Source organism: Burkholderia singularis, from assembly GCF_001718875.1.
GTDB classification, from domain to species: domain Bacteria; phylum Pseudomonadota; class Gammaproteobacteria; order Burkholderiales; family Burkholderiaceae; genus Burkholderia; species Burkholderia singularis.
In genome coordinates this window covers 2706761-2719563 of record NZ_CP013448.1, presented here as the reverse complement: position 1 = coordinate 2719563, position 12803 = coordinate 2706761, and the positions used below count along the sequence as shown (strand labels likewise).

Below are 12803 nucleotides of genomic sequence, written 5' to 3'. Positions count from 1 at the left end.
TGTGCTGGCGTGTCAGGCTGGCCGGCTGCTTGAATGGATTTTTCGTCGCGCCAATGCAGGTTTCGAACGGATCCGCCGAATGGTGCGAACGGCGCATGCCGGCGAATCGATCATCGTGCATTCGACATCAGCAAATCGGAGTGACCAATGATGAAGCCGGTCGTATTCATCGATGGCGAGGCGGGCACCACGGGCATTCAGATTCGCGATCGCCTCGCCGGCCGTGACGATATCGCGTTATTGTCACTGCCGGATGCCGAGCGCAAGCGCGTCGAACGGCGTGCCGATGCGCTGAATGCATGCGACGTCGCGATTCTATGTCTGCCAGACGATGCGGCGCGCGAAGCCGTTTCGTTGATTCGTAATCCTGCCGTTCGAGTAATCGACGCAAGCACCGCACACCGGACGCATCCGGACTGGGTGTACGGGTTTGCCGAACTGACGGCCGGACATGCGGGCAGGATCGCCGCAAGCCGGCGCGTCTCCAATCCGGGATGCTACGCGACAGGAGCGATCGCGGTGTTGCGCCCGCTTGTCGAGCGCGGACTGGTAAGTGCCGATTTTCCGGCGTTGATCCATGCAGTATCCGGCTATTCCGGCGCCGGCGTAAAAATGATCGATGCATATGAGAATCCCGTGAACCCCTGTTACATCGACACGCCGGTGAGAGGATACGGATTTGCATTGAAGCACAAGCACGTGCCCGAGATTCAATTGCACTCGGGATTATCGGCGCGACCGATTTTCCTGCCGATGATCGGCCGTTATCGGCAGGGCATCCTGCTGTCGGTCGGACTGCATTTTTCCGCGATGGCGGCCGGTATGAGCGGCGAGCGCGTGCATGCGGAGCTGACAAAGCATTACGCGCGCGCGCCGCATGTTGCGCTCGCACCGCTGCATCGCGATGCGAGCTTCGATTCGCTCGAGCCGGAATCGCTGAACGGCACCGACGATCTGCATATTCATGTATTCGCGAACGATGCTGCCGGGCAATGCGTGATCGCCGCGGTGTTCGACAACCTCGGGAAAGGCGCATCCGGCGCCGCGGTTCAGAATCTCGACTTGATGCTGACGGGTGCAGTGTATAGCGAGCGGTAGATTCGCGTTGGCGCGAGATTTTATTCGACGCGCCCTTTGCTTGCGGAGACGGGGGGCGGATTGACGCCGTTCTCGCCGCGAGGCCGGCCGTGCAATACCAAATCCAGCATCGATACGCATGCGCCGTGGGCCGGTAAACGAACTGCCATCAATTGACGCAGCCGTGGCCGTGATGAGCGCTGCGTTGTTCACGCGCGTCGTTCCGGTCGCATAAACGGCGATACCGGTAACGGGCAATAGACACGTTATCCCGCTGGCCGGGAATCAATGCGCATCGTCGAGCGCCATGGGCGTGACCATGGGCGCCATCGTTTTACATACAGATACGACCTTGAGGCAAACCAGCGTCGGCTGGAATGTGCAAGCCATATGAAAGTGGTTTGCGATCGTATAGAAAGTTAAATCACCTTGTCGCAACCTTTTATGCTGCCGATGCGCCTCATCGAGACGGGTGCCGGCCAATTGGCGGATTGCTAATAAAAAAAGCCGACTGCGATCACGAATGATTTAATCCGAACCCCATAAAAACTCAAAAATTGTAAATTAATGATAAAAATTAAAACCTCGAATTCGATCTTTAAATTTTGTAAATTTAACAAAAACTCGGATTATTCCGATAGTGAATATTACAAGAAACATTCATCATCTATCTCATTATTTGGGGCAAAATGGAGATTTGATTCGAAAGTGATCTATTTCAAATGCTCAATCTAATTTGTTTATTCAATTAAAATCAGGTCGGTTTAATTCGGTTTTCAATCCTGTTTGTCTTGGCGGCACGTTTCATGTCGTCTGGCCTCGGCTTATTTGTCTGACATGATGCGTAATTGCGGAAAGTGCCCGTGTGGCACGGGATCGCAGTGCATGCATGAGCCAGCTAGGCGGGGCAGGGAATAAAAAAAATAAAAATGGAAACCGAGGGCCGGTCACGCGGAGAAGGAAATGGGCAAGCGTGTATGGCAGTTGGCGGCGGGGGCCGCATCGATGCTGTGGTTCACAGCTGTTGCGGCCGGTCAATTGACCGGTGCGATGCAAGTCAATTTGCAGGTCAACCGCGGTTGTGAGATCGCCGGCATCGCGGGGCGCACCGATTTCGGCCGCCTTGATTTCGGCGCGCATGGCCCGGTCTGGAGCGATTATCTGACCGCCGACGGCAATGCGACATCGAATGGCGCAGTGCGCATCGTTTGCAGTCCCGATGTGCGGGGCTTCCTGGTATCGCTCGACGCCGGCCGCAACGGTGATCAATCGAGTCGCTATCTCGTTCAGCGCGACGCGGGCGGACGCGTCGTCGGCCGGATTCCGTACAACGTGTACCGCGATCCGGCACGTAGTGTTCCCTATGTTCCAATGCTACCGCAATCGTTTCTTGTCGACGGACGGCAAGACGACGTGACGCTGCCGATCTTCGGCGTCGTCAACGGTATGACCCGCGCGGTGCCGTCCGGCAATTATGAGGATTTGCTCGGAATCACGCTCGATTGGTGATTCGGAGCAGGTAAAGCAGTAGCAGTAACTGTTCATTTTTACTACCCAGAAGGAAAAACCACATGAAAGCTCACTGGAAAGCTTGGGCGGCCGTCGCCTGTCTGTCTGCCTGCGCGAGTGTGCAAGCCCAAACCAGCCAGCTCACCGGTACGGTCAATGCAAAGCTCGTGCTGACGACGGGGTGTGCGGTCGATGCAGGCGGCGGTTCGGTCAGCGGGACGAATTTCGGCACGCTCGATTTCGGCACGCAGCCGAGCGGCTTCACCGGCTCGCTCAACGCGAGCGCCACGGGCGGCGGCTCGACGACGGCGCAGGTGACGTGCTCGCCGGACGTCACGTCGATTCAAGTCACGGTCGACGGCGGCCAAAACGCATCGAAGGGCACGGGCATCGGCTCGGGTACGCGTGCACTCGCGAACGGCACGAGCTATGTGCCTTACGAGGTTTATGCGGACGCGGGTCATTCGAAGCAGTACATCGCGGGCACGGCGCAAGCGGTTGCAGTGCCGACGCCGGGCGCGGCGTTCCAACTGCCGGTGTATGGCGTCGCGAACAAGACGAGTACGTCTGCGCTTGCAGCAGGCACTTATACCGATGTGCTGAACGTCACGCTCGGCTGGTAAGCGGCGACTCGTCATCCAGCCAAGCCTTGCGGCTCGCGAGCGAGCCGTAAGGCAATCCCAGTTTTCCCGATTTCGGTGTCCCGATCGTCATGTCGACTCTACAACGCGCGATTCTCCTGTTAGGCATTGCAACACTGCCCGTCGGTGGCAACGCCGATACGCTGCTGCCCAGAACCCAGACCTTCACGGTCAGCGCGCAAATCGTCGCGGGTTGTGGCGTCGCGGGCGGTGGCGCATCGAGCGGGTTGAATTTCGGCACGCTCGACTTCGGCACGTATCCGGCCGTCGCGACCGGTCAGGCGACAGCGTCGGTCGGCAGCGGCGCGGTGCAAATCGAATGCTCACCTGGTTCGACGCTAAAAATGACGATCGACGGAGGTGCGCATGCCAGCACGGGCAATACGCAACGCAATCTTGCGAGCGGCAATGCGCGGATCGCATACCGGTTGTATTCGGATCCGGGCCGCACACAGGCGATTGCGATTGGGCAGGCGGTATCGGTGCCCGTCTCCGGAACGATCACGTTGCCGATTTATGGTGCGCTGACACTTCCGGGCAATGGTGTTCCGGCAGGCACCTATACGGACACCGCACAGGTCACGCTCAGTTATTAATAATTAGGAATACGTGATGAATGTTTCGATATCGCCGGGCGGACCGGCGCGCTTCGGCGGCTTTTTACGTCGTGCGGCGCTTTGCGCGGCGATGGCGATGGTTTTCACCGCCGGTCACGCTTACGCGGCCGCGTCCGTGATGATCTGGCCGATCGATCCCGTGATCGATAGCGATCAGAACGCGGCGGCGCTCTGGCTCGAGAACCGCGATCGGCAGCCGGTGACGCTGCAGGTGCGTGTGCTCGGCTGGCGCGAGGAGAACGGCGAAGACCTCTACGACGAAAACCAGACACGTATCGCGGGTAGCCCGCCGATGGCGACCGTGCCGCCGGGCAAACGGCAGTTGATTCGTCTGACGCGCACCGCCGAGGTTGCGCCCGGCACGGAAGAGGCTTATCGCGTACTGATCGACGAGATTCCACAACCCGAGGATACGCAAGCCGCATCGAGCGGCTCGTCGCTCGGCGTCAAATTCCAGATGCATTACTCGGTGCCGCTCTTCGTTTACGGCAATGGCTTGTGGGCGAAAGAGAACCCGGAGAAGCGCCGCGATCCTGCAACGGCCGGCCGTCCGAGCTTGAGCTGGCACGTTGCGCAGGATGGCGGCAAGCGCTGGCTCGTCATGTCGAACCGTGGCCCGGTGCATGCACGGCTTACGCATGTGACGTTCGAATCGAACGGCGTGCGCTCCGATTTTGCGCGTGGCCTGCTTGGGTACGTGCTACCCGGCGCTCAGATGCGTTGGGTGATTCCGGAAGGCATGAAACTCAATTCGGAATCCAAACTGGCCGCCACCGTCAACGGTGTGGCCGATCTTGCGATCGATGTGGATAGCGCGGCGGCAGGCCGGTGATTTGCATTACGACACAAGCGACGACGTCGATACGGGGATATGCGTTGAAGCGTACTTACACACGAATGACCGGAAGACAAAGGCCGCCGCGCTTGCGCTCGGCAGCATGGGCGGTCGGCCTGGCGTTTGCGGCGGCAACCGGCGCGCGCGCGGATGAGCCGGTGACGCTCGCGGATAATTTCAGCCGCGCATTGCCACCCGCATCGGGGGCGGCGAAGCAGGGCACGCTGTACCTGGAGCTCGTCGTCAATGAACTGTCGACGGGCCGGATCGTTCCAGTTCGCTATCGGGATGGCATGTATTTCGTGCGCGCGGGCGATCTTGCGCAGGCTTCGGTGCGCACGAACGCCGATCCGGATACGCTTGTCGATCTCTCGAAACTCGATGGCGTGGAAGTCGAATACGAAAGCGCCGAACAGCGCTTAAAACTCACCGTTCCGGCGGATTGGCTTCCGTCGCAAACGATTGGTTCGCGGCGGCTCTATGATCGCACGCCCGCGGCGGTAAATTTCGGCATTCTATTCAATTACGATATTTACACGAGTTCGCCGACCCTCGGCACGAGCTATACGTCAGCCTGGACCGAAGCGCGCATGTTCGACAAGTGGGGCACGGTGACGACCACAGGCGTTTATCGGCGCGATTACGGCGGCAACGGCGGCATCGCGAGCAACCGCTATCTGCGTTACGACACCACCTGGCGCTATTCGGACCAGGACCGGATGCTGACCTATACGGCGGGCGACTTGGTCACGGGAGCCCTATCGTGGAGCAGCGCGGTGCGATTGGGCGGCGTATCGATCGAGCGCAACTTCAGGGTGCGGCCCGACATCGTGACGTACCCGCTGCCGCAGTTCTCCGGACAGGCCGCAGTGCCCACCGCCGTCGATCTTTTCATCAACGGCAGCAAAACGACGTCAGGACAGGTCAATCCAGGGCCGTTTACGCTGAACAATGTGCCGTTCATCAACGGGGCAGGCGAGGCGACTGTCGTGACCACCGATGCGCTCGGCCGTCAGGTTGCGACGACGATACCGTTCTACGTGGCGAATACGCTGCTGCAAAAAGGATTGTCGGATTATTCGCTATCGGTCGGCGCAATGCGGCGCGATTACGGTATTCGTTCGTTCTCTTATGGAAAGTTCGCCGTGTCCGGTACCGCACGCTACGGCTTGACTGACTATCTGACGATCGAAGGGCATGCCGAAGGCGGCGAGCGCCTCGCGCTCGGCGGCGTGGGCTTCGATCTCGGCGTTGGCATGTTCGGCGTGTTCAATTTCGCGGCAACGCAAAGCAGCTTCGCGGGCGCGTCTGGCCAACAGTACGCCTTCGGCTACAGCTATTCGTCGCAGCGTGCGAGCTTGTCGTTGCAACGAATCCAGCGCACCGGAAATTACGGCGATCTGTCAGTTTACGATTTGCCCTCCGATGTTCGCTATCGGCTCGTGCGCAGCAGCACGCAGGCGACCGGCGCGTTGAATCTCGGCGCGATCGGCGGCACGCTCGGCGCCGGATATTTCGACGTGCGCGGGATGGACGGCTCGCGCACGCGGATCGCCAATCTGTCGTATACACGGCCGATTTTCAATCGCGCGACGATTTACGCATCGCTCAACAAGACGATCGGCGAGCGCAGCGTCGCGGCGCAAGTGCAGCTCATTTTGCCGTTCGGCGACAAGGGCGTCGTGACCGGTTCGGTGGCGCGCGACGAGCGCAACAATTGGAGCGAGCGCGTGCAATACAGCCGCAGCGTGCCAAGCGACGGTGGTTTCGGCTGGAATCTTGCCTATGGAGGCGGCAATTCGCATTATCAGCAAGCGGACGCGACCTGGCGCAACCGTTACTTCGAGGTGCAGGGCGGTGCTTACGGATACGGCGGCGGACAATCGTATACGCGCTGGGGCGAGGTGCAGGGCTCGCTGGTTGTGATGGACGGGGCAGTCATGCCCGCGAACCGGGTCGACGACGCGTTCGTGCTGATCAGCACGCAAGGCCGCAAGGGCGTGCCGGTGCGCTACGAGAATCAGCTCGTCGGGGCGACGGACGGCAGCGGTCACCTGCTTGTGCCTTGGGCGCCTTCGTACTATGCCGGCAAGTACGAAATCGATCCATTGGGATTGCCAAGTAATATGCGGGTGCCTGTCGTCGAGCGTCGCGTTGCCGTGCGCGAACGTGCCGGCGCACTGGTGTCTTTCCCGGTCGAGAAAATCGTATCGGCGCGCATCGCGCTCGTGGATGGCAGCGGCAAGCCGATCAAGGTCGGCGCGCGCGTGCTGCACGAGGAGAGCGGCCAGACCGCGCTCGTCGGCTGGGGTGGCGAAACTTATTTCGAGGGCTTGTCGGCCGTCAATCATCTGCGCGTGACGCTGCCGGGCGGCGGTCAATGTCGGGCAATGTTCGACACAGACGTGAATGCAGCGCAGATGAACCGCGTCGGTCCGCTCGGTTGCAGTGAATAACGATCAGTTACCGATGAATATGTTTAATAAATTTCTCCGTCACCTCGCAATCTCGATCGTTGCGCTCACCATGCTCGGACCCTTGCGGGCGATCGCGGCAGACTGCTCGCTCGTCGCCGCGACTCCGGCATCGTTCGGCTCGGTTACGTCGTTCAACGTCGCGAATCAGCCGCAATCGACGTCGACTACGAACGTCGGCATGACTTGTCCCGGCGCTTTCCTCGGGCTGATTTCGCTCGGCAACAGAATCAGCGGGACGGTGATGTCGGCGAACGGGTTGAAGCTGGTCAGTTCGACCGGCGATTCGATTCCCTATTCGCTGTATCAAGACTCTTCATACAGTAAGCAGATTACGTTGGGCACGACCTACGACTGGTATAGCACTCAATGGATCAGCATCGGTGGAAGCTCGTCGTCGTCTTCGGCGCTGCCGCTTTATTTCCGAACCGCGCCGGGCAGCAACGTCGCCGCGGGGACGTATACGGACACGCTGACGATCAACTGGGACTGGCACGTGTGCACAGGCATTTCCATCTTGATTTGCCTCGGATGGAGTAATGGCAGCGGCTCGACCGTCGTACCCGTGACGCTGACCGTGACGAACGACTGCGTGATCGTCGCGCCGAACGTGAACTTCGGCTCCGCGCCATCGGTCGGGAGCTTCCAAGCCGTCACGGGCAATCTGTCGCTGACCTGCACGAAGGGCATGGTCTATACGGTTGGTTTGAGCCCGGGTGCGAATCCGGCCGCGAACGGACGCCGGCAAATGGCCAATGGCACGAACCGATTGCAATACGACATCTATAGTTCGGGCGGCAGTACTGTATGGGGACAAGCGACGAATCGTGTCGGCAGCGGTACGGCAGCTAACGGCCAGGCCGCGCAGCAGTTTCCCTACACCGCGAAAATCTATACGGATCAATCGACTCCTGCTGTCGGGACGTATACCGATAGCGTGATCATCGACGTGCGTTATTAGCTTTGGGTACACCGAAGCGGTGATGAATGAATGTTCAGTGACCGAAGAGATGCGTATTCCGGCCAGGTTCCAGGTGAGATAACAACATGAGAAGCGACGGCTTTTGCAGGCGCAAATTCTGCCGACGCATCCTGATGGGCGTCGTGACCGCTCTGCTCGCGGTGTGGACGTCATCGCAGGCTTCGGATCCGATCATGGTGTCTTCGGCGAGCGTGAAAACGCCCTGCGAGAAAACGTTGCTTCACCCTTGGCTATGGTGGAGCAGCAATCTATTGATCGTACTGTTGTGTTTTGGCTGGACACAGCACAATTTGCGGCGTTTGCGGGCTTCGTTGAATGCGAGCCGCGGCGCGCTCGCGGTGGCGAGCCACGAACTGCGCGGCCCCGTCGACAGCGTGCTCGCGCTCGTCGACGTACTGACGGCTCGGCCGCCGGCAGCCGAGCAGCAGCGCCTGCTGGGGCTGATGCAGGAGTCCGGGCAATCGCTTGTGCGGGTGTTGAACGATTTGCTCGATCACGCGAATCTCGAGGCGGGGCAGTTTGCGATCGAACCGGTCCATATCGATCTGCGCGAGCTGACTGACAGCGTGACCGCGCTGCTGGCGGCGCGGGCGCGCCGCAAGGGCTTGCGTATCGGCTTGCATATCGACGAGGACGTGCCGGCCGTGGTGCTGACGGACGGCAATCGGCTGCGGCAGATTCTCGTCAATCTCATCGGCAATGCCATCCGGTATACGGAGCGTGGCAGCGTGTCGGTGCGCTTGAGCGTGACGGACGATTGCGGTGATGCCCTCACCATCGTCGCGGCCGTGGTCGATACGGGCATCGGGATCGCCGCCGAAGATCTGCCGAAACTTTTCACGCCGTTCGTGCGTGGCACGAGGGCGCATGATGCGCAGCCGGCCGGATCTGACGCCGAGCAGGGGTCCGGGCTCGGACTCACGATCGCACGCAAGCTCGCGCGGCTGCTCGGCGGAGAGGTCACGCTGACGAGCGAGGTGGGGCGCGGCACGGTCGCGACGATGAGCATCCGTTGCGGGGTCGTTGCGCGCGGCTATCAGCCCGATGCGTTGACGGGGCGCATCTTGGCGATCGATGTCGCCGATGCCGGGCTCGCGGCGGCCCTGAGCGCATATGCGCGCGCGGCCGGCATGCGGCTCGCGGGGTGTGGCACCGGAGGCGTCGATGCGGTGCTATGCGACGACGCCCGCATGGCCGCTTGGCCGCCGTCCATTGGCCGGATCGGCGTGATGATGTCGGCGGCCCCAGAGGAGGAGGCCGAAGGCAGTGCGCCGGTGCGTCTCGATTGCAATCCGCCCGGCTGGCGCGCGTTCGTCGCGAGCTTGCGCGCGGTGCTCGACGCGCGCGACGTGGTGCGCATACACGCTGCGCCTGCGCGGCCCGCGGCGCTTTCGTATCGGGTGCTGGTCGTCGACGATCAAGCGATGAACCGTCTCGCGATGCGCTACCGGCTCGACGCATTGGGCCATCATGCGCACTTGTGCAGCGATGGCGATGAAGCGCTGCGCACGCTCGAGAAGCAGGCGTTCGACATCGTGCTGACCGACTGCCGGATGCCGGGCCTCGACGGCCTGGCGCTCGCCGAATCGATCCGCGCGCATCCGGATCCGCGGGTGTGTGCGACACCGGTGGTCGGCATGACGGCGCTGGCATCGCAAAGCGATGCCGCGCGTTGCGTGGACGCCGGCATGGTGAGCTGCATTGGCAAGCCGGTGACGCTCGAGCGGCTCGAGCGCGCGCTTGTCGAGGCGATCGAACCGGCTCCCGCATTGCGCTTCGATCCGGCGCTGATCGAGCGCAACACCTTGCTGAAGGTATTCGGTGCATCGCGTGCCGATCGTCCCGCGTTCGAAGCAATTGCGCGCGCATGCCACGATTCGCTCGAGCGTGATCGCGACACGCTGATGCGCCATCTTGGAGACGGTCTGTCCGAACAAACGTTGCGCGCGTGGTGCCACGCGGCGCGCGGTACGTTCAGTCTGTTTGGTCAGGCGCATGTCGACGAACTGCTGGACGTATTTCATCAACTGCTCGCAGCCGACGATGCACGCGCGGTGCGCAGCGAGGCGCGGGAAGTGCTGGCGATGGTGGGTTATCTGCTGAGCTGTGTCGAGTATCCTGCACAGTGGCGCGATGACGATGATTCAAAAGGAGAAAATTGAATGAGCGTTCAAGTGTTGATCGCGGACGACCATCCGCTCGTGCTGCTCGGTATTCGCCATGCATTGGCGGAGGGGCTCGACGTGTCGATCGTAGGCGAGGCGCACGATCCGGCCGAATTGTTTGCGTTGCTCGAGCGCACGCAGTGCGATGTCGTCGTCACCGATTTCGCGATGCCCGACAAGCCGGCCGCCGACGGGCTAGACATGCTGAACGCGATTCGCGAGCGCCATCCGTCGGTTCGCGTCGTCGTGCTGACGATGCTCGACAATCCGCGCTTGATACAGACGATGCGGCAGGCGGGCGCGCTCGCGGTGCTGAGCAAGCGCGGCGATCTGGACGAGCTGCCGCGCGCGGTCGCCGCCGCGAGCGAGGGGCGGCCGTATATCGGCCCGCAGGCGGCCGCCACGGCGGGTATCGCGTTGCGCGAAGCGGATGCCATGCGGCCGTTGAGTCCGCGCGAGGTCGAGGTGGTGCGCCTGTGCGCGGCGGGCATGACGATGACCGCTATCGCACACCGCTGCGGCCGCAGCATCAAAACCGTCAGTACACACAAGCACAATGCGATGGGCAAGCTCGGCCTGCGCTCCGACGCCGATCTGTTCATGTATGCGTCGGAGAACGGGCTGGTGTAGCGGCGGGCCGGTTTGCGCGCGGCGCCCGCGTTGCCGCGCAAAAAAAGGGCGGCCGAAGCCGCCCGGTTCAGCGATACAGCCCTGCCGAATCGCTCAATTGCCCGTCGACAGCGTCAGCGCGTTCGTCAGATCGCCCATCGCCTTGCCGCCGTTTGCGACGAGCGCGGCGTCGCGCTGTTGCAGGCCCGGCAGCGTCGGCAGCGAGAAGCGCCGCGTGATGAAACGCAGGATCGATGCGGTGTCGTACTGCGTATGATCGACGAAGCCCTGCTTCGCGAACGGTGAAACGATGATCGCCGGAATCCGCGTGCCCGGGCCCCAACGGTCGCCCTTCGGCGGGCCAACGTGATCCCAGAAGCCGCCGTTCTCGTCATACGTGACGATGACGACCATGTTGTTCCACTGCGGGCTCTTTTGCAGATGCGAGATGACATCGGCGATGTGCTGGTCGCCCGATGCGACGTCCGTGTAGCCCGGGTGCTCGTTCAGATTGCCCTGCGGCTTGTAGAACGTCACTTGCGGCAGCTTGCCCGAATCGATCGCCTGGAGGAAGGCCGCGCCGTTCTGGCCGCCGTCGAGCAGGTGCTGTGCGCGGCTCGCGGTGCCGGGAGCCTGGTTCGCATAGTAGTTGAACGGCTGGTGGTGCGGCTGGAAGTTCGGCGCCGACAGGTTCGGGCCGTAGATCACGTTCGACTGGCCGCTTTGCGCGGCTTGCAGTGCCTGGTTCCAGGCGCCGCCGTACCAGGCCCACGAAATGCCGGCGTTGGTCAGCAGATCGCCGATGTTCTGCTGCGTCTGCGGCGGCAGCGTCGACGGGTTCGACGGATCGGCGAGATTCGGATCGCCGCCCTTCGCGGCCGCGTTGCCGCTCGGCTGGTACGGCGGCTGCATCGTGTTGACCGCATAGAAGTCAGGCGTGAGGCCGCCCGATTTCACGAACTTCGGCGGGCCCGACAGCGCGGAGGCAGGCGAGTTCGCGGCGGTGGTGAGCGTCACGCCGTCCGGGTTGACGACGGAGATCTGGCTGGCGGCCGGGCTCTTGTCGGCGTTCGGGTAGTACGGCGCGCACGCGCAGATCAGATATTGGTGGTTCAGGAACGAGCCGCCGAACGCGCCCATGAAGAAGTTGTCGGCGAGCGTGTACTGCTGCGCGAGCTTCCAGAGCGGCAGCTTCGACGGGTCCGGCGTGTAATGGCCCATGACGAGGCCGCCCGCATCGGACCACGCGGCGAACTTGTCGTTCTTGCCGCCGTCGATCTGCATCTGGTTTTCGTAGAAGCGGTGGACGAGGTCGCGCGTCGTCACGCTCATCGGCGTGTTGAAGCCGTTGGGATCGTCGATCGCGAACGGCTGGTTCGGCAGGTTGGCCGTCATCGCTTCCGTGATCGTGGGCGTCACGCCCGTCGCGGTCAGACCGCCCCAGACCTTCGGCAACGTGGCGAGCTTCGTGCCGTCGCGGTCGAGCTGCGTGGCGGCCGACGCATTCTGCAGGCCGTTGGCGCCCGGGAAATTGCCGTACAGGTTGTCGAAGCTGCGGTTTTCCGCGTAAATCACGACGACATTCTTAACCGCCGACAGGCCGGGCGACGTGACGTCGTCTCCACCGCACGCGCTCAGCCCGAGGGCAACCGCAAGCGCGATCGGGGTCACGCGAATCCAGTGCTTGTTCATCTGCTTTCTCTCTTGTCGCGAGGTGAGGGTATTGATGTGGGGCGGGCTGGCGCGATGAGTCCATCGCAGTGAGTGCATCGCAGCGTCCGGCATGAACGCCGATCGACAGCCGGCGGCCAGAATTGTGTAAGGCGCATTTGACAACCACATGTTGTACCGCTTTCTTTAGGCTTTCATTTAACGTCATCGAAGCGTCATTTTC

At 61.8% G+C, this 12803-nt stretch carries 10 protein-coding genes; 9 read left to right on the top strand and 1 reads right to left on the bottom strand.

Annotated elements, in window-relative coordinates; all coding sequences use genetic code 11:
• The first annotated feature begins 147 nt into the window (after window positions 1–147).
• The 9 genes from argC to AQ611_RS11965 all read left to right on the top strand — a co-directional run bounded on the left by argC (window position 148) and on the right by AQ611_RS11965 (window position 10930).
• Complete coding sequence (argC, locus tag AQ611_RS12005; RefSeq protein ID WP_069234646.1) at window positions 148–1098, top strand: N-acetyl-gamma-glutamyl-phosphate reductase; 951 nt, start codon at window positions 148–150, stop codon at window positions 1096–1098.
• Window positions 1099–2040: 942 nt separating this feature from the next.
• Window positions 2041–2586: a Csu type fimbrial protein gene (locus AQ611_RS12000; RefSeq protein ID WP_069234645.1), complete on the top strand. Its 546-nt coding sequence runs from the start codon at window positions 2041–2043 to the stop codon at window positions 2584–2586.
• A 62-nt stretch (window positions 2587–2648) separates the two neighbouring features.
• The gene (locus AQ611_RS11995; protein ID WP_059513712.1) at window positions 2649–3209 is read left to right on the top strand and encodes a Csu type fimbrial protein; all 561 of its coding nucleotides are present in this window, start codon (window positions 2649–2651) and stop codon (window positions 3207–3209) included.
• 89 nt (window positions 3210–3298) lie between these two features.
• Window positions 3299–3823, top strand: a complete 525-nt coding sequence (locus AQ611_RS11990) for a Csu type fimbrial protein (protein WP_069234644.1) — start codon at window positions 3299–3301, stop codon at window positions 3821–3823.
• A 16-nt stretch (window positions 3824–3839) separates the two neighbouring features.
• Window positions 3840–4676 carry a fimbrial biogenesis chaperone gene (locus AQ611_RS11985; protein WP_069234643.1) on the top strand — a complete coding sequence of 279 codons (837 nt, stop codon included), beginning with the start codon at window positions 3840–3842 and terminating at the stop codon, window positions 4674–4676.
• A gap of 65 nt (window positions 4677–4741) precedes the next feature.
• On the top strand, window positions 4742–7135 hold the full coding sequence (locus AQ611_RS11980; protein ID WP_059513702.1) for a fimbria/pilus outer membrane usher protein: 2394 nt from the start codon (window positions 4742–4744) through the stop codon (window positions 7133–7135).
• A 13-nt stretch (window positions 7136–7148) separates the two neighbouring features.
• The gene (locus tag AQ611_RS11975; protein ID WP_059513698.1) at window positions 7149–8114 is read left to right on the top strand and encodes a Csu type fimbrial protein; all 966 of its coding nucleotides are present in this window, start codon (window positions 7149–7151) and stop codon (window positions 8112–8114) included.
• A gap of 86 nt (window positions 8115–8200) precedes the next feature.
• Entirely contained in the window at window positions 8201–10297 is a 2097-nt protein-coding gene (locus AQ611_RS11970) for an ATP-binding protein (protein ID WP_069234642.1), read from the top strand.
• The gene (locus AQ611_RS11965; protein WP_059513693.1) at window positions 10298–10930 is read left to right on the top strand and encodes a response regulator; all 633 of its coding nucleotides are present in this window, start codon (window positions 10298–10300) and stop codon (window positions 10928–10930) included. It begins immediately after the preceding gene.
• A 93-nt stretch (window positions 10931–11023) separates the two neighbouring features.
• Here the strand turns inward: AQ611_RS11965 and AQ611_RS11960 are convergent, their stop codons facing one another.
• Complete coding sequence (locus AQ611_RS11960) at window positions 11024–12601, bottom strand: acid phosphatase (protein WP_069234641.1); 1578 nt, start codon at window positions 12599–12601, stop codon at window positions 11024–11026.
• Window positions 12602–12803 lie beyond the last annotated feature (202 nt).